The 18706-nt window shown below is 71.5% G+C and carries 11 protein-coding genes; 7 read left to right on the forward strand and 4 right to left on the reverse strand.

Features of this window, described 5'->3' with window-relative positions:
- The first annotated feature begins 506 nt into the window (after positions 1–506).
- From ACIO3R_RS21960 to ACIO3R_RS21980, 5 genes are all read left to right on the forward strand, one after another.
- Positions 507–6521 carry an acyltransferase domain-containing protein gene (locus ACIO3R_RS21960; protein WP_402107948.1) on the forward strand — a complete coding sequence of 2005 codons (6015 nt, stop codon included), beginning with the start codon at positions 507–509 and terminating at the stop codon, positions 6519–6521.
- Positions 6518–8338 (forward strand): non-ribosomal peptide synthetase, encoded by a 1821-nt coding sequence (locus ACIO3R_RS21965; protein WP_402107951.1) that lies wholly within the window; start codon positions 6518–6520, stop codon positions 8336–8338. Before ACIO3R_RS21960 ends, ACIO3R_RS21965 begins: the two co-directional genes overlap by 4 nt.
- Positions 8339–8371: 33 nt before the next feature.
- Positions 8372–10156, forward strand: coding sequence for a beta-ketoacyl synthase N-terminal-like domain-containing protein (locus tag ACIO3R_RS21970; RefSeq protein ID WP_402107952.1), 1785 nt, complete (start codon positions 8372–8374; stop codon positions 10154–10156).
- Between the two features lie 2 nt (positions 10157–10158).
- Entirely contained in the window at positions 10159–11400 is a 1242-nt protein-coding gene (locus tag ACIO3R_RS21975; RefSeq protein WP_402107955.1) for a cytochrome P450, read from the forward strand.
- Between the two features lie 67 nt (positions 11401–11467).
- Positions 11468–12163: a formyltransferase family protein gene (locus tag ACIO3R_RS21980; protein WP_385031930.1), complete on the forward strand. Its 696-nt coding sequence runs from the start codon at positions 11468–11470 to the stop codon at positions 12161–12163.
- Between the two features lie 7 nt (positions 12164–12170).
- On the opposite strand, the gene ACIO3R_RS21985 is transcribed toward ACIO3R_RS21980, so the two are convergent.
- The 4 genes from ACIO3R_RS21985 to ACIO3R_RS22000 all read right to left on the reverse strand — a co-directional run bounded on the left by ACIO3R_RS21985 (position 12171) and on the right by ACIO3R_RS22000 (position 16308).
- Positions 12171–12854 (reverse strand): DUF998 domain-containing protein, encoded by a 684-nt coding sequence (locus ACIO3R_RS21985; RefSeq protein WP_402107959.1) that lies wholly within the window; start codon positions 12852–12854, stop codon positions 12171–12173.
- Positions 12855–12971: 117 nt separating this feature from the next.
- Positions 12972–13676: a hypothetical protein gene (locus ACIO3R_RS21990; RefSeq protein ID WP_402107962.1), complete on the reverse strand. Its 705-nt coding sequence runs from the start codon at positions 13674–13676 to the stop codon at positions 12972–12974.
- Between the two features lie 67 nt (positions 13677–13743).
- On the reverse strand, positions 13744–15024 hold the full coding sequence (locus ACIO3R_RS21995; protein WP_402107964.1) for a family 16 glycosylhydrolase: 1281 nt from the start codon (positions 15022–15024) through the stop codon (positions 13744–13746).
- A 135-nt stretch (positions 15025–15159) separates the two neighbouring features.
- Positions 15160–16308: an ROK family protein gene (locus tag ACIO3R_RS22000; RefSeq protein WP_402107966.1), complete on the reverse strand. Its 1149-nt coding sequence runs from the start codon at positions 16306–16308 to the stop codon at positions 15160–15162.
- A gap of 159 nt (positions 16309–16467) precedes the next feature.
- On the opposite strand from ACIO3R_RS22000, the gene ACIO3R_RS22005 reads away from it, so the two are divergent.
- Both ACIO3R_RS22005 and ACIO3R_RS22010 read left to right on the forward strand, forming a co-directional pair.
- Positions 16468–17769 (forward strand): ABC transporter substrate-binding protein, encoded by a 1302-nt coding sequence (locus ACIO3R_RS22005; protein ID WP_402107968.1) that lies wholly within the window; start codon positions 16468–16470, stop codon positions 17767–17769.
- The gene (locus tag ACIO3R_RS22010) at positions 17762–18706 is read left to right on the forward strand and encodes a carbohydrate ABC transporter permease (RefSeq protein ID WP_385345817.1); all 945 of its coding nucleotides are present in this window, start codon (positions 17762–17764) and stop codon (positions 18704–18706) included. Before ACIO3R_RS22005 ends, ACIO3R_RS22010 begins: the two co-directional genes overlap by 8 nt.

The following is an 18706-nucleotide window of genomic DNA, read 5'->3' on the forward strand; positions in this document are numbered from 1 at the left end:
ATGCACCCCGGCGGTTGAACTGCCGGGCAGCGATGCCGAACCGGATCGAAATCCGGTTCGGCCAGGACGACTTGACGGGGGTTGGGTCTCGGTGCGCGTACCAGTTTCTCGACAGCCACGCCGTGCTGTCCGGGGCGGGACATCCTGTCCCGCCCGGCCCGGTTCCCCCTGCCCCTGAGGGGGTCTCCCCGCGTGCGACTCCCGTACGGAACTCGGCGCGGCCGAGCGAATCCCTGATGCACGCGCTCTTCGGTCCGGTTGCCTGCGCACCGGCTGATCCCTTTTGATAACCACCGGTCACGGCCGCGTATTCACGCATGCCCGCATGTGTGCCGCGGCCTCGTCATTTCCCGCTGTTACCGCATGGTTGACGGAGTTTCTGCGCCCTCAAGCAGCCGGCCGCGAGCTCTACCAGTACATTTCATTTGCCTTGCTGAGGAGCCGAAATGCCCCAGGAGCACGCAGCACGTGATGTGCACGACGTAACAGAATTCCTTATTTCTCGTGTGGTTGATCTGATGGACGTGTCCGGGGACACGGTGGACCGCTGGGCACCGCTGCACCGGTACGGCCTGGACTCGCTGAAGCTGTCTCGGATCGCCGCCTCGCTGTCCGAATTTCTCGGCCGGAAGGTTCCGGTCACCTGGATGTGGCAGTACCCGACCATCGACGAGCTGTCCCATGTGCTCGTCGACGGCCCGCCCGCCGCCACGACCGCCCCGGGCCGCGACCGGCGTACCGGATCGCACGAGCCCATCGCGATCGTGGGCATCGGCTGCCGGTTCCCCGGCGGACCGGACCCGTCCGCGTTCTGGCGGCTGCTGACCGAGGGCCGGGACGCCGTCGGCCCGGTGCCGGCCGCGCGGCGCGAGCTCCTGGGCGACGCGGTGCGCTGGGGCGGATTCATCGACGGCATCGACCGGTTCGACCCGCTGTTCTTCGGCATCTCACCCCGTGAGGCCGTCCAGATGGACCCCCAGCAGCGGCTCGTCCTCGAGCTGGCCTGGGAGGCGCTGGAGGACGCGGGGGTCGCGCCGCAGAGCCTGGTCGGCAGCGACACCGGTGTGTTCATGGCCTCCTGCTGGGGCGACTACGCCGCGCTGGCGCACTACCGCGGCCCCGACAGCCAGATCACCCCGCACACCGCGACGGGCATGCACGACGGCATCATCGCCAACCGCGTCTCCTACGTCCTCGGCCTCCAGGGCCCGAGCATGGCCATCGACGCCGCCTGCGCCGGATCGCTGGTCTCCGTGCACGTGGGATGCCAGTCGATCTGGATGGGCGAGAGCGAACTGGTCCTGGCCGGCGGCGTGAACCTGAGCTTCGTCTCCGACTACTACACCGCCATGGCCCAGATGGGCGCGCTCGCCCCGGACGGCCGCTGCAAGCCGTTCGACGCGCGGGCCGACGGCTACGTCCGGGGCGAGGGCGCCGGAGTCGTCGTGCTCGCCCCGCTGAGCGTGGCCATCGAGCGCGGCCTGCCGGTCTACTGCCTGATCAAGGGCAGCTCGTCCCAGAACGACGGCCTGAGCAACGGCATGACCGCGCCGAACCCCCAGGCGCAGGAGCTGATGCTCCGCAACGCCTACCGCCGGGCCGGCATCGCACCCCGGCTGGTGGACTACGTCGAGTGCCACGGCTCCGCGACCCCCCTCGGCGACCCGATCGAGGCCAACGCCATCGGCGCGGTCCTGGGCGGTGACCGCGCGGAGCCGCTGCGGCTCGGCTCCGTCAAGTCCAACGTCGGGCACCTGGAAGCGGCGGCCGGCATCGTCGGCCTGGTCAAGCTCGCCATGTCGATCCGCAACGGCGTGCTGCCACCGAGCCTGCACTACGCCTCCCCGAACCCGCAGGTCATGTTCGACGCGTACAACCTCACCGTCCAGGACCGGCTGACGGCATGGCCGCGGCGGTCCGACGCGCGCCGGGCGGGCGTCAGCTCGTTCGGCTTCGGCGGCGCGATCTGCCACGTCGTCGTCGAGGAACTGCCGCATCCGGAGGGCTCGCTCCTGCTGCTGGCCGAGGACTCCCGGGAGGCGCTGGCCGCGCGGGTCTCGGCGCTGCGGGACGAGAGCGACCTGCGGGCGGTCTGCGGGCGGACGCACAACGGCGGCCCGTTCCGGCTCGCGGCCGCGGCCCGTGACCTGTCCGAGCTCAGGACGCAGCTCGACGCCTTCACCGCCGGTTCCGCGGCGGACGGGCTGAGCGTCGGGGAGCAGGCCGGACGCGTGCCACGGGTGGCGTTCCTGTTCTCGGGCAACGGCTCGCAGTGGGTGGGCATGGGGCGGCAACTGCTCGCCGGTATGCCGGTGTTCCGGCGGTCCATGGTGCGCTCCGACAAGCGGATGCGGGAGCTGCTGGGCTTCTCGCTCATCGACCAGATGCTCGCGCCCGACGGCCGGATCGACGACATGGACGTCTTCCAGCCGCTGCTGTTCTGCATCCAGGTCGCGCTGGCCGACGCCTGGCGATCGCTGGGGGTGGAGCCGGACGTGGTCGTGGGACAGAGCGTCGGCGAGTTCGCCGCCTCCCACATCGCCGGGGCGCTCGACTTCGACGACGCGTCCCGGCTGGCCGCGTGCCACGGCCGGCTCCTCCAGCAACTGGCCGTGGGACGCGGCGAAGGCATCGTGGTGACGACCGGCGCGGATGTCGCGGGGAAGTACCTGAGCGGCGGGCTCACGCTCTCCGGCCGCAACGGCCTGAGCTCCACCCTGGTCACCGGCACACCCCAGGAGATCGACGGGCTCGTCCAGCGGCTGACCGAAGAGGGCATCACGAGCCACCGGGTGCGGATGGGCCACGCACCGCACTCCCCGCTGGTCGACCACGTCCTCGCACCGCTGAGGGCCGAACTCGACGGCATCCGGCCCCGGACCACCCGTGTCCCGATGATCTCCACGGTCACCGGCGGGCGCGTGGACGGCGCGGAGCTCGGGCCGGACTACTGGGCGGACAACCTGCGCGGCGAGATCCGCGTGGTCGACGCCCTCACGGCCCTGCGCGGCCACGACATCGACGCGGTGATCGAGCTCAGCCCGCATCCGGTCCTGCTCAAGTCCGTGGCGGAGATCCTCCCGGCGGCCACCCTGCCCTCGCTGCGGCGGGGCGCCGACGAGGCCCGGACCCTGCTCGGCTCGCTCGGCGCGCTGCACGCCGCCGGCCACCCCGTCACGACGGGCCCGTTCACCGCGGGCGACCGGGGCCGGCACGTCACACCGGGCCGGGGCGGCGTCGCGGCCGACGAGCAGGTGCAGCTCGTACCCGTCACGGCGCGCTCGGCGGACGCGCTGGCCGACACCTGCCGCGAACTGTCCAACCACGTCGAACGCGACCCGGGCCTACGGGTCAGCGACCTGGCCCACACGCTCGCGACCAGGCGCACCCACCACAACCACCGGACCGTGCTGCTCGCCCGCAACCGTCAGGACGTCCTGGACGGACTCGCCCGGACGGCCACCGGCCTGCCGCACCCCGGTGTCGTCACCGGCGCGGTCGCCGGCAACCGCGACCAGCGGGTGGCGCTGGTGTTCTCCGGCGGCGGCACGCAGTGGGTCGGCATGGGCCGGGAGCTCCTGCGCTCGCACGCCGGTTTCCGTGCCCGGATGCACGCCTGCGACGCCGCCGTGCGCGCGGCCGGCGGCTGTTCGGTGCTCGACCGGCTCGCCGCCCCGGCGGACCGGTCCGGGTTCGAGGAGATGGACTTCCAGCAGCCCGTCCTGTTCGCCCTCCAGGTCTCGCTGGCGCAGGTCTGGCTCGACCTCGGTATCCCGGTGACCGCGGTCGTCGGGCACAGCCTGGGCGAGGTCGCGGCCGCGTGCGTCGCCGGCTCGCTGTCGCTGGAGGACGCCGCCCGCGTCGTGGTCGCCCGCTCGCACCTGCTCGAACGGCAGGCCGCCCCGGGCGCCATGATCTCGGTCGACCTGCCGGAGCGGGAGCTGCTGCCGTGGATCGCCCCGTACGCCGAGGACGTGGCGGTCGCCGTGGTGAACAGCCCCACCAGCGCGGCGGTCTCCGGTTCGCCGGAGGCCGTCGGCGCCCTGGAGGCCGACCTCCGGCGGGCCGGGATCGCGACCAGGACGATCCGGGTCGAACGGCCGGTGCACAGCCCCGGCATGGACCCGCTGATCCAGCCGCTGCGCGAGCGCATCGAGGGCATCACCCCGCGCACGGGCACCATCGACTTCCACTCCACGGCGTTGGCGGACACGGTGAACCCGGTCGTCGGCGTCGACTACTGGGCGCACAACCTGCGCAACCAGGTCCGGTTCGCCGAGACGATCGGTGCGCTGGTCGACCGCGGTGTCGGCACCTTCATCGAGATCGGCCCGCACGAGACGCTGCGCGGCGCGGTCGAGGAGATCGCGCTGACCCGTGGCGCGGATGTGCACGCGGTCAACTCCCTGCGGCGTGACGAGAGCGACGTCCGCTGCCTGCTGGGGGCCGCCGCGTCGCTGTTCGTCAGGGGCGTCCCGCTCACGTTCGACTCACTGTTCGCCGACGACGCAGAGGTCGTGGAGACCCCGCTCGTGCAGTGGCAGAAGGACCGCTACTGGCTGGACACCGAGCCCCGTCCCCGCGCCGCGTCGGCGCCGGTCACCGAACCCGTGGTCCGGGCCGAGGCGCCGGTGAACGCGCCGGTGGGCGCGACCGCCGGCGCGGCCGGGGACGTGGCCGGGGACGTGGAGTCCAGGCCGCTGGAGGACGTCGTCCTCGGCGAGATCGCCGACGCGCTGGGGGTGCCGGCGGACAAGTTCGACGCGGGCGCCGCCCCGCGCGACTTCGGCCTCGACTCGATGCTGGCGATCCGCCTCGTCAACAGGTTGCAGTCGCTGTTCGGGCACCGGGTGTCGCCGGTGGTGTTCCTGGACGGCCGGACCGTGGCCGAGGTCGTCGACCACGTCGTCGTAACCGTCCGCGCACCGGCCGGGACCACGGCGCCCGATCCGGCACCGGCCGTCCGCGAGGAACCCCGCACCACCCAGCCACAGACACAGCAACAGCCGCAGCCGGAACCGCCCGGGGGCGGGCAGGACCGGGCGTTCCTCGACGGCCTGTCCGAGCTGGACGCCGAGGAACTGGTCGAGGAACTGGCCGCGCGCGGGCTGCTGGACGCCACCGACGCACCGGCGTTCGACCAGCTGCGCGCAGAGGGTCTCGGGCTCGCACTGGCACCGGTGTCGCACGGCCAGGCCTCGTTGTGGTTCATGCAGCAGGTCGCGCCGGACGCTGTGCCCTACAACTTCATGGTGGCCGCCCGGATCCGGACCGAGGTCGACGAACAGGCCCTCGACCGCGCCGTGCAGGCCGTGATGGAGCGGCATCCCGCGCTCCGCACGCTCTTCGTCGAGGCGGGCGGCAGCCCGTACCAGGTCATCCTGGACGAGCCGGTGTACGAGTTCGTCGTGGTGGACAGCACCGGGCTGGACGACGAGGAGGCGCGCGAGGAACTGGCGGAGTACGGGCATCTGCCGCTCGACCTGGACAACGGTCCGCTGGTGCGCGTGGTGCTGATGACGCGGGGGCCGGCGGACCACTACCTGCTGGTGCTGGTGCACCACATCGCGTCGGACGCGGCGTCGGCCGACGTGATGATCCGCGAACTCCAGGAGTTCTACGAGGGCGTGGACCCCGCGAGCCGGGAGCCGGTCGTCCCGTACACGGAGTTCGTCGAGTCGGAGCGGCGGTGGCTGGCGAGCCCGGCGGCCGACGCCGCGCTGACCTGGTGGTCGCGGAAGCTGGCCGATCCGCCCGCCCCCCTGGACCTGTCCGCCATGGAGCGGCCGCCCGGCGTCACCTACGAGGGCCGTGACCTCACGTTCCGCTGGAGCGCGGAAGAGACGCGTCTGCTGCGGGAGTTCGCGCTGCGGGAGGGAGTGTCGATCAGCACCGTGGTGCTGGCCGGCTTCTTCGCGACGCTGAACCGCGCGGCCGGTGTCGAGGACTCCGTGCTGGCCACGGCCATCGCCCAACGCGGCGAGCCGGGCTGGGAGTCGGCCATCGGCTACTACCTGAACACGGTGCTGGTACGGGCGGAGCCCAGCGGCGAGCGCGGTTTCCGGGAGCTGCTGAGCGAGGTCCACACCTTCTCGCTCGGGCTGCTCGAACACATGAACTATCCGCTCGACCTGTTGGCGTCCACCCTGAAACCGGTCAGGGCGGAGGGCCGCTCCCCGTGGTTCGACGTGGTCGTGAACTGGCTCTCCTCGGACGCGTTCCCCCGCTCCGTGAAGCTCTTCCACGGCATCGGCGACACCATCGCGCCCGGCGGCGCCCTGCCGCTCGAACCGCTGCCGGTGCGCAGGCACCTCGCCAAATTCGACCTGGAGATCTCGATGGCCGACATCGACGGCGAGGTCGTCGGCCACATCCAGTACAAACCGAGCTATCTGGAGAGGCAGATCGTGACGGCCCTGCTCGCGCTCTACCGCACCGTGCTCTTCGCCTCGATCGCCCACCCCGACCTGGCCCTCCAGGACATCGCGCCGAACGGCCGCCCCGAGGAGACAGACCAGTGACCGAGACCCTGCACTCCGAGTTCATCGAGCAGGCGGTCAAGAACCCCGCCGCTCCCGCGGTCTACTCCGACGCCGGCGTACTGGCCTACGGCGACCTGAACGCCCGCTCCCGGGCGCTGGCGGAACAGCTCGTCGCCGAAGGCGCCGGCCCCGGTGTCCCGGTGGGCATCTGCGTCGAGCGCACCCCCGACCTGCTCGTCGGCATCCTGGCGATCCTGCGCACCGGCTCCTGCTACGTACCGCTGGACCCGAACTACCCCGCCGAGCGGCTGGACTTCATGGTCCGGGACAGCGGGACCCACCTGCTGCTGACCACGCCCGCGTCGCTGGCCAACTGCCCGGCCGGCCCGACCGCGGTCCTGCTGGACGAGACCGTGACGACCCGGCCGGGCGAGAAGCCCGTACCCGTCGTGCCCGGCGACACCGCCTACATCATCTACACCTCGGGCTCCACCGGCCTGCCCAAGGGCGTGGCCATCCACCACAGCGGCTGCGTCGCCATGCTGGCCGAGCTGGACCGGATCTTCGACGGCTGCGACCTGAGCGGTGTCTCCGCGGCCAGCTCGGTCTGCTTCGACATGTCCGTGATGGAGATCTTCGGCGCGCTGTGCCGCGGCGGCGCCGTCGTGCTCGTGGAGAGCGCCGTCCACCTGCCGGAGAGCCCGTACGCCGACCGGATCACCCACCTCAACGTCGTCCCGTCGGTGATGAACGGCCTGCTCGACGCCGCCTGTCTGCCACCGAACGTACGCACGGTCGTGTTCGGCGGCGAGCCCCTGCGGCGCAAGCTGGTGGACCGGGCGTACGAGGAGACCGCCGCGGAGCGGGTGTTCAACGCCTACGGCCCCACCGAGGGGACCGTCTTCTGCTCGTTCAAGCTGGTGCCGCGGGACGGGACCGGCGAACCCTCGATCGGGACGCCGTCGACGGGCGCCCGCGCCTACGTCCTCGACGAGAACCTGGAGAAACTGCCCGCCGGTGTGCCCGGTGAGCTGTACATCGGCGGCGCCGGCCTCGCCCACGGCTACGTCAACCGGCCGCGCACCACGGCCGAACGGTTCGTGCCCGACCCGTTCATGGACGGCGAACGCATGTACCGCACCGGTGACATCGTCACGTTCACCGAGGACGGGGAACTCCGGTTCGGCGGCCGCTCCGACCACCAGGTCAAGCTGCGCGGCTACCGCATCGAGCTGGAGGAGGTCGAGGCCCGGCTGACCGGCTGCCCCGGAGTCCGGGAAGCCGCCGCCGTCGTACGGGGCAACAGGCTCATCGGATACGTCGTGCCCTCGGACGCCCCCCGCGACGGCGTCTGGCTGGACGCCGCGCTCCAGGCATCCATCACCGACGGACTCGCCACCGGGCTCCCCGACTACATGGTGCCCAGGACCCTCGTGTTCCTGACCGCCCTTCCGCTGGCACCGGGCGGAAAGCTGGACCGCGCCGCGCTCCCCGAGCCGCCGGCCGCCGAGTCCGGCCCGCCCCTGAGGGCCGCCGGCACGCCGACCGAGGTGGCGCTCTCGGAGATCTGGGGACAGCTGCTCGGCCTCGAACCGGCCGGCATCGACGTCCAGGCCGCCTTCTACGACCTGGGCGGCGACTCGCTGCTGCTCGTCCGGCTGGCCCGGCTGATGACCCGGCGGTTCGGCCGCCGCGTCCGCGTACCCGACCTCTTCAGCTTCCGTGACATCTCCTCCCTCGGCCGCTGGCTCGACGACGACAGCGGCGCCACCCCCGAGGTGGTCCAGTCGGCCCGTCTGCGCGCCACCACCCGCCGGGCCGCGCTGCGCGGCCGCCGCACCTCCACCGGCAGCTGAGCCACCCCACCCGACCCGAAGCAGGAGCCTTCCATGACAGAGAGCCCCGAGCAGGACTACGACCCGGGCGATGTGGCCGTCATCGGCATGTCGTGCCGGACACCCGGCGCCCGTACCAAGGAACAGTTCTGGGACAACCTCGTGCACGGCAGGGAGTCCGTGTCGTTCCTGGCCAAGGACGAGATCATGGTCGACGAGACCTTGATCCACAACCCGTTCTACGTACGGGCCTGCGGAGTGCTCGACGGCTACGACCGGTTCGACCCCACGGTGTTCGGGATCAGCGACCGGATGGCGAGCGCGATGACGCCGGAGAACCGGCTGTTCCTGGAGAGCGCCTGGGAGTCGCTGGAGGACGGCGGCTACGACCCGGACCGGGTCAGGGCCGAGGTCGGCATCTACGGCGCCAACAACCCGCAGACCGCCGCGCTCTACGGCTCCCCGCCGGACCGGGCCTCGGTCGGTCCCGAGGCGATCGAGGCGAGCCTGGCGTGGTCGCCGGACACCATGACGTCCAACGCGCTGTACTACATGGGGCTGACCGGTGAGGCCGTCACCCTCGCCGCCGTCTGCGCCGGCTTCCACTACGCGGTCCACCTGGCCTGCCAGTCGCTGCTGCTCGGCCAGACCGACCTGGCGATAGCCGGTGGCGCCATGGTCCGGCTCCCGCACCCCCGCGGTCACCTGTGGGAGGAGAACCGCGTCCTGTCCAAGGACGGCCACTGCCGCCCGTTCGACGCCAACGGAACCGGCACCGCACTGTCCAGCGGGGTCGTCACACTGCTCCTGAAGCCGGTGGCCCGGGCCGTCGCCGACCGCGACCACATCTACGCCGTGGTCAAGGGCTCGGCCGTCAACAACAACGGGGTCAGCGCGATGGCCTACGGCCTGGCGCAGCCCGAGCGGCTGAGCGCGTGCATCGCCGCTGCCATGGAGGTCGGCGGGATCACCCCGGACACCGTGTCCATGTACGAGGCCAACGGACTCGGTCTCCCGGTGACCGACGAGCTGGAGGTGCACGCGGCGACCATGGCGTTCGGCAAGCAGACCGGCACCAGCTCGATCGGCGGCGTCAAGGGCAACGTGGGCCACGGCGGTGTCGTGTCGGGCGGCTTCGGCGCGATGAAGGCCGCGCTCTCCCTGTACCACCGGAAGCTGCCGCAGACGGTCAACCTGACGGAGATCAACCAGGACCTCGACTTCCCCAGCACCCCGTTCGTCCCGCAGCTGGAGTCGGCGGACTGGGAGCCGGAGTCCGGCATCCGCCGGGCGGGCATCACCTCGCTCGGCGGCGGCGGCTACAACGCGCACCTGGTGCTGGAGGAGCCGCCGGCCGTCGCCGAGCGGGCCCCGGAGGCCGTCGGCAGGCCGCGGCTGGCCACGCTGTCCGCCATGGACGACGACGCCCTCGCCCGGCAGTGCGCGCGGCTGAAGGACTGGCTGGCCGCCGACCCCGGACTGCGGCTGGACGACGTCTGCTTCAGCCTCACCATGGGCCGCAAGGTGATGGACCGCCGGTGGGCGGCCGTGGTCCGCAGCCGCGAGGAGCTGATCGAGGCGCTGTCCGCCGGCTCCACCCGCGGCCCCGCCGTCACCACCGGCCACGCCCCGCGGGTGGACGTGGAGTCCTTCCCGCGCAACGACCACGGGATCGTGCCCTCCGGCGCGGACGCACCGGCGCTCTCCGGTCTCGCCGCCGCCTGGGTGAACGGCGAACGGGTGGACTTCGCCTCCCTGCACCTCGGGGAGACCAGCCACCGCGTGCCCCTGCCCACCTACCCCTTCCAGCCGCGCCGGTTCTGGCGTACGGACTGGTGACCGTGACCACCCGGACACCGGCACCCGGCACCGTGGACCTGGGCGACCCGGACACCTTCGCGGACCACGACCTCGACGCGTACTGGCGCACCCTGCGGGACACCGCCCCGGTGCACTGGAACCCTCCGGCCGGCGGCCGCAGGGGGTTCTGGGTGCTCTCCCGCCACGACGACATCATGGCCACCTACCGGGACGACGTGAACTTCACGTCCGAGCGCGGCAACGTGCTCGTGACGCTGCTGGGCGGCGGCGACGCCGGCGCCGGCCGGATGCTGGCCGTCACGGACGGGCACCGGCACCACGAGCTGCGCAAGATCCTTCAGCGGGTGCTCTCGCCCAGGGTGCTCGACGAGGTGGCGCGGGCGGTCCGGGTCAGCACCCGGCAGCTGATCCGCGAGGCGGTCGAGGACGGCGGCTGCGACTTCGCCGGGCAGATCGCCGGCCGGATCCCGATGACCACGATCTCGAACCTGCTCGGCGTCCCCGAGGAGGACCGGGACCATCTGCTCACCCAGACCAAGACCGCCCTGTCGACCGACGACGAGGACGTCGACGAAGTCGACTCCGAGATGGCCCGCAACGAGATCCTGATGTACTTCATGGACCTGGTCGAGCTGCGGCGCGAGTCGCCGGGAGACGACGTGATCAGCATGCTGATCGGCAGTTCCGTCGACGGTGTGCCGCTGTCCGACGAGGACGTCGTGCTCAACTGCTACAGCCTGATCATCGGGGGCGACGAGACCAGCCGGCTCACGATGATCGACTGCGTCCACACGCTCGCGGCCCGGCCCGAGCAGTGGCGGCGGCTCAAGGACGGCGAGGTCGCGATCGACACCGCGGTGGACGAGGTGCTGCGCTGGGCGTCGCCCACGATGCACTTCGGGCGCAGCGTCGTCCACGAGACCGAGCTGCACGGCGTACGGCTGCGGCCGGGCGAGATCGTCACGCTCTGGCACGCCTCCGGCAACCGGGACGAGCGGGTCTTCGACCGGCCCGGAACGTTCGACCTCGGCCGCACCCCCAACCGGCACATGGCCTTCGGCTACGGCCCGCACTTCTGTGTCGGCTCGTACCTGGCCAAGGTCGAGATCGCCGAACTGCTCATGGCGTTGCGGGACTTCGCCACCGGGATCGAGCAGACCGGCGAGGCGCGGCGCATCCGGTCCAACTTCCTCACCGGGCTCTCCGCGCTGTCGGTGCGGCTGCGGCCCGATCACTCCGGACTGAAAGAGGTCGACGGGTGAGCGGGCCGGCCCGTCCGGTCGTGTCCGCCCGCCGCAGAAACCCGACCAGCGACCGCCTGGAGCGCGCGTGAACATCTACATGTCAGGACGAGGGGCCTTCGCGGTGCAGGTCGCGGACGCCCTGCTGGACGAGGGGCACAAGATCGCCGGAGCGGCGGCGCCCCGGGTACGCAAGGGGCAGTCCGACGAGGGCAACGCGCTGTCCTGGGACCGGCTGCGCTCCTGGGCGTACGCCAGGGACATCCCGTGGACGGACTCGGCCGAGCTGCGCGCGATGCATGTCCCGGACGGGGTCGATGTCATCGTCGCCGCGCACTCGCACGCCTTCCTGGGCCGCCGGACGCGCGCCAGGGCCGGCATCGCGACCATCGGGTACCACCCCAGCCTGCTGCCGTTGCACCGCGGCCGGGACGCGATCCGGTGGACGGTCCGCGACGGCGACAAGGTCACGGGCGGGAGCGTCTACCACCTCACCGAGCGCACCGACGCCGGCCCGCTCGCCGCCCAGGAGCATCTGTTCGTGCCCCCGGGCTCGACCGCGCAGAGCCTGTGGCGCGAGCATCTGGCGCCGCTCGGGGTGCGGTTGCTGCTGCGGGTGGTGTCCGATCTCGCCGAGGGGCGGCGGATCGAGGTCCCGCAGGACGAGACGGTGGCGACCTGGGAGCCCGCGATGGGCGCGCCCCCGCTGTTCAAGCCCGAACTCATCGCGCTGCCGGGCACGACGTCCGTCGACGGCAGCAAGTGGGCGCTGCACTCACGGTGAGGGGCGGTCACCGCGCCGGGCGGCTGTCCGGCGCGGCGTCGGTGAGCAGTCGGACCACGACGGCCGCCAGCCAGCAGAGGCCGGAGCCGGCCCCGAGGGTGAACACCAGGACCGAAGCGGCGGAGGCCATGAACCCGGTGAGGACGACGACCGGGGCGACACGGGAGGCCAGGGCCCAGCCGCGGTGGCCGCGGGCCGCCAGCGGACGGGCCAGGACGAGGAACGCGACGGACAGCGCGAGGTAGCCGATTCCCCCGGCGGCCATGTGTCCGGCGCCGTGCGCGCTCACCGTGCCCACGTCGGGGGAGCCGACGGGGAAACCGCCTCCGGGATCGGCCCGGAAGGCCGCGGCGGCCAGGAACGAGGCGCCGAACACGGCGATCAGGGCCGGTCCCCAGGTACCGCCCGGCTCCGGTCTCAGCACGCGGCGCAGGCCGGCCGCCCCGAGGAGCAGCAGGGTGCCGGTGAGCAGGAAGCTCACGGTCTGGATCCAGCCCGTGTCGCCGAGGGCGAGCTGGCTGATCGCGTTGCGGGTGAAGTCGAAGCCCTCCCGCACGGAACCCTGGACGAGGCCGGCGCCGAGGAACAGCGGGCCCGCGAGGACCGCGCCGGCCGACAGCCGTCGGGACACCGAGGGAGAGACGGCGCGCGAACCGGCTTCGATACGGCGGGCGTTGAGCGTCTGTGTCATGACGGGCCTTCCTCGTCCGAGTGTTGTCGCAGGTATGACCGGCGACGCACGGCGAAGTCATCGACCCGCACGATATGACCTGGGTCACGGGATGCGGGGAGGCCGGGCACCCTCCCCTCAGGACGTTTCCGGGCGCGGAGCCGCCTTCGTCAGAGGGCTCTTCCGGATCGCCGTGATCTTCCACTTCCCGCCCTGCTTGGCCAGGCTCACGGTCCGGTGCTGGGTGTACGGGGTGTTCAGGGCGAAGCCGCCCTTCTTCAGGTAGCTGGGGGCGGCGGCCGTGAACTCCATGACCGTGTCCATCTCCGCCTTGGCCGTCGCCCGGTCCTTGTAGAGCGTGGAGCGGTACCAGGCGGTCTTCACCTGGTGGGTGGTCAGCCGGTTGGTGCGGTAGAGGGCCGACAGTTGCCGGTCGTAGCCCTGGGCCTTGAGCTGCCGGGTGAACTCCGCCGAGTAGAAGGCGTATTCACTGTCGGCACTGCCTGCGCCGCCCGTGCCGTCCGCGAGGGTCCGGTGGTCGCGGTTGTCGGTGGCCGCCGAGTGCAGGGCGACGGTCCTGCGGACGGCGGTGACGTCCGGGTCGTCGTCCGGCAGCGACCTGATGGTGTCGCCCCGGTCGTCGATGAGCGCCCAGAGGGAGCGGCCCGCCGGGCCCGTGGGCGGGCCCCCTTGCGGGGTGGGGGAGGCCGGGGCGGCGGCGCCGACGGGGGCGGGCGCGGGCGCCGGGGCGGCATCGCAGCCGCTCAGCACGAGGACCAGGGCGGCGGCGAGGGCGGCCGGGAGAGCGGCACGGAGAGCGGCGGGGGCGGTGGGCTGGCGCATCGGGGTGGCTCCAGGAGGGAGGCGGGCGCGCCCCTCTGCGGGGGCGCGCCCGGGGGTCAGGCGGTGGTCAGAGCGCGGGTTCGCGCGTCCACTGGCTGGTCCAGTACGTCGCGGGGACGGAGCCGTACTGGACGGATCCGGTGGCGCCTTCTGTGTGCATGTACTGGCCGGTCTGACGGTTCTTGAAGCGGATGCGGCCGTCGACGCTCTCCTCGGTCCACTGGCCGCTCCACCAGGTGGCCGGGAACGTCCCGTACTGGACGGTGCCGGTCGCGCCCTCCGTGTTCAGGTACTCCCCGGTGGCCCGGTTCTTGTAGCGGTAGTGGCCGTCGGTGGTCTCCCGGGCCCACTGCGAGGTCAGGTCGGTGGCCGGCACGTCGCCGTACTGGAGCCGGCCGGTGCTGTCCTTGATGTGCATGTACTGGCCGGTCTGGCGGTTCTTGTAGCGGTCGTACGTCTGCGGGTAGCCGCCGTCCTTCTTCCAGACCCGCAGGTAGTCGACGTTCCACGACTTGGGCCAGACGTCGTTGTGCTGGCCGGAGCCCGCGTCGGTGTACAGGCCGAGGATCATGCCCATGGGCATGTTGGGTGCGTCGTTGATGGTCTTGAAGAGCTGGTTGTCGTAGTAGAACTTCAGCTCGGTCGGCGTCCACTCCATGCCGTAGACGTGGTACTCCTGCGTCGGCTTCCCGCTGGGCACCGGGTCCTCGGAGGCGTTCCAGGAGCCGAGGAAGTCGGGGTCTCCCCAGCCGTAGGCGGCGATGCGCCAGGTTTCGGGCTTGCTGAAGAACGTCTCGATGAAGTCGATCTCGGAGTTGGCCGAGGCGCTGGAGGTGTCGTCGGTGCCGACCAGCCAGAGCGCCTGGTGGCCTCCGCCGCCGACGTTCGAGAACTTCGCCCGGGTCTCGAAGTAGCCGTACCGGGTGGAGTATCCGTCGAACTTCGGCTCGTGGTGGTCGTTCGGCATGTCGTAGTTGAAGCGGTGCCACCAGTCCTGGTTGAAGGTCTGGATGCTGGAGATCTTCACCGTGCCGTCGTACTGGGGGTTCCAGGCCGGGGTGTCCGGGTCCAGGTGCTCGGTGAGCACGCCGTCGGCGACGGTGTAGCGCGCCTTGGCGTTCTCCCGCTGCGGGGTCCAGTGGGGCAGGTAGTACGGCAGCCACTTGTCCTCGTCGAGCGTGGTGCCGTCGAACTCCTCCTGGAAGTCCATGGTGTAGCCCGGCTTGGAGACCGGACTCGGCGGGAAGTCGGCCGCGTGGGCGCTCTGTGCGCTCAGTGCGCCGCCCGTGAGGCAGAGCGCGGAGGCCAGCATGCCGGTGAGCAGGGTCCGCAGGGGACGACGTCTCACAGTTGCTCCTTAGGGAGGGCTCTTACGTAGCACTTTCGTAGGTAACTTTCCTTCGAAAGCGTGCCCGCAATGTGCCGGTGAGCCCCAGCCGCTGTCAATGCCTCGCGCAATCCTCCGGGTCGGGACGACTCCGGGTCAGGAGTTCAGGACCCGGTCGACGGTCACCCGCATACCGGCGCGCACCAGATCGCGCGCCGCCTCCACCCCGCCGACGCTGACCACGTCGTCCACCAGGGCCGTCAGGGCGAGCGGGGGCGCCTCGTAACAGATCTCCGCCAGCCGGATCCGGATCGGATCGAGCACCACGGCACCGGACTTGGCCAGGCCGCCGCCCAGCACGATCAGCCGGGGGTCGACGGCCAGCACCATCGCGCCGATGCCGTTCGCCAGAGTGCGGGCGTAGGCGTCCACCGCGGCCCGCGCCTCCGGGTCGCCGTGCGCCGCGCGGGCGAAGGCGAGCGCCCCCGCCTCCTCCTCGCTGTCGCGCGACGAGCCCGACGCCGCGAAGAGCTTCGCCGGGGCGTCCTGCCAGCCCAGCTCGGGGTGGCGCCCGATCTCGCCCGCCGCCCCGGTCCGCCCGGTGAACGGGAGCCCGTCGACCAGCACACCCACGCCGAGCCGGCTCCCCATCTGCACGTACAGGATGTCGGGGGTGCCCTGGGCCGCGCCGATCCGGTGCTCGGCGAGCGCGGCCAGGTTGGTGTCCTTGGCCGTCACCGCCGGACAGCCCAGCCGATCACCCAGCTCACGGGTGAGCTCGACACCCGTCCAGCCGGGGATGGCGACGCTCAGCCGTACGGTTCCGGCGCTGTCGACGATGCCCGGCGTACCGGCGCCCACCGCCCACAACGGGGTTTCCGGTGTCGGGAGTTGCCGCCGGACGAGCGCCACCGCCGCGTCGATGCGGCGTTCCGGGGTGTCCTCCGGGAGCAGCGGCGCGTGCGCCGTCACGGCCGATTCCCCGGCGAGGTCCGTCACCCGCGCCCAGACGCCGTCCACGTCGAAGCGGAGGCCGGCGAGGCGGCCCGCGCTCCGGTCGAAGGCGTAGCGCTGGGCGGGCCGCCCCCCGGTGCGGACCGTGTCCTGCCCGTCCGGCTTGAGCAGTCCGGCCTCCAGCAGGGCCGTCGCGATGCCGCGCACGGTCGGCCGGGAGAGTCCGGTCACCCGCGAGAGCGCGTTGATCGTCAACGGGACGCCGTCGTAGAGGAGATGCAGCACCCGGCTGGTGTTCAGATGCCGGAGAGAGCTCTGGTCGCCGCCCGGCGGGACCTCTGCGTCGCTCATCGAATCCCCTCGCCGGTCCCTGCGTGCCGGGACGGACTCCGTGTGACATGAGCCACTTCGATAGAAAACTTTCTTACTAAACCTCGGATACACGGCTAGTGTCCCGACTCGTCATCCTGCCACATGGCGCCTGCGCCTTTCCCGAAAGCGATCCACCCGATGAAGCTCAGAACAATGCTGGCCGGGACCGTGTTCGTGGTGCTCTCCGCGACCTCCTGCGCGCCGGGCGCCGGCAGCGACGCCCCCGCCGAGTCCACCGGCCCCGTCAAGACCGGCGTGCCCAAGGAGAACGTGACCCTGAGGCTGGTCTCCACCCCGGAATCGGGTGCGGCCGTCAGGACGATCATCGAGGCGTTCGAGGCCAAGCACCCCAACGTGCAGGTCAAATACCAGGACACCAACTACGACGACTACAACAAGAGCCTCAACCTCTCGCTCTCCTCCGACCAGTCGCCGGACATCGCGCTGCTGAACTCCGTGGGCACCACCGTCAAGGACAGGCTCGTCCGCGACCTCTCGCCCTACGCGAAGGCGTACGGCTGGGACACGACGTACGCCAGCACCCAGCTCAACCAGTGGCGGGTGGCCGCCGACGGCTCCACCCTCGGCGAGGGCAAGCTCTACGCGGCGCCCGCCGGATTCTCGCTCGTCGGCGTCTACTACAACAAGGCGAAGGCCGCGGAGCTCGGCATCTCCAAGCCCCCGGCCACGATGGAGGAGTTCGAGGCCGCGCTCGCCAAGGCCAAGAAGGCGGGCGAGACGCCGCTCCAGCTGGGCAACGCCGAGGGCCACGCCTCCTTCCCGATCCAGCTCGCCGGCCAGTCCGCGGACGGTGCGGAGGCGGCCGCGAAGTGGACCTTCGGACAGAAGGGCACCACCTTCGACACCGCGGGCAACCGCGCCGCCGTCACCAAGGTCGGCGAGTGGGCGAAGAAGGGCTACCTCCCCAAGAGCGCCAACGGCACCGATCTCCAGACCGCGACCGACAAGTTCTCCAAGGGCGAGGGCCTGTTCTTCGTCGACGGGAACTGGGACGCCGCGAAGATCGGCGCGAAGCTGGGCAAGGACGCCGGGTTCTTCACCTTCCCCGGTGAGCACGCCACCGCCATCGGCACGTCCGTCGCGTACGCCGTCTCCACCCGCTCCGAGCACCCCGACGCGGCTGCGGCCTTCCTGGACTTCCTGCACTCCCCCGAGGCGTCCGCCGCCCAGTTCAAGGCCGGCTTCATGCCCGCGGACATCAAGGCGGCCAAGCCCGAGAAGGGCACCGTGATGACCGACATCGTCGCCGCCTGGGCCGAGGTCAACGCGGAGAACGGCCTCGTGGGCTTCAACAACAACGCCACCGCCACCATGAACGACAAGCTCACCGCCGGCACCCAGGAACTCCTCGCCGGCAAGACCGACACCAACGGCTTCATCAAGGCCGTCCAGGACGAGTGGGCCGCCACCCATGGCTGATGTACTCGTCGGCGGCGGGCGGGTGGCCGAGGACGCCACCCGCCCGGTGCGCGCAGCGAGGCCGTCCGCCCACCGCGCGGGGCGACACCGTCTCGTCCCGCTCCTGTACGTCCTGCCCGCCTTCCTCTTCTACGGCGCCTTCGTCATCGCACCCTGGGTGCACAGCGTGTGGCTCTCGTTCTGGAACTGGAACGGCGTCGGCGTCGCCACCTGGGCGGGCCTCGACAACTACACGGCGGTCTTCGACGAGCCCGCGCTGCGCAGCGCCCTGCTCCACGCCTTCGTCTTCATCCTCTTCTACACCGTCATCCCGGTGAGCCTGGGGCTCGTGCTGGCCGCGCTGGTGGCCTCCGTGCCCTGGCGGGCGATGCCGGTGATCCGTACCGTCATCTTCCTTCCCCAGGTCCTCCCCCTCGTCGCCGTCGGCGTCGTCTGGAAGTGGATCTACAGCGAGGACGGCCCGCTCAACCAGCTCATGCGCGCCGTCGGCCTCGGCGACTTCACCCGGGCCTGGCTCGGGGACTTCTCCTGGGCGCTGCCGACCGTGGGCCTCATCGGCACCTGGGTCTCCACCGGCCTGTGCTTCCTGCTGCTGCTCTCCGGCATCGGCAAGATCGACCCGTCGCTCCACGAGGCGGCCTCCCTCGACGGCGCCGGCCGGCTGCGCCAGTTCTGGCACATCACGGTTCCCGGTCTGCGCAAGGAGATCGGCGTCGCCTGCACCGTCACGGTCATCGCCGCCCTCGCGGGCTTCGACGTCGTGTACGTCATGACGGGCGGCGGACCCGGCTACTCGACCATGGTCCCCGGTGTCCAGGTCTACCAACTCGTCTTCACCGCGGGCCGCGTGGGCACCGCCTGCGCGCTCGCCACCGTGCTGTCCGTACTCACCTGCGCGGTCATGTACGTCCTGAACAGGCTCACCCGGGAGCGATGA

The sequence above is a fragment of the Streptomyces sp. NPDC087428 genome (genome assembly GCF_044744085.1).
Taxonomy (GTDB): domain Bacteria; phylum Actinomycetota; class Actinomycetes; order Streptomycetales; family Streptomycetaceae; genus Streptomyces.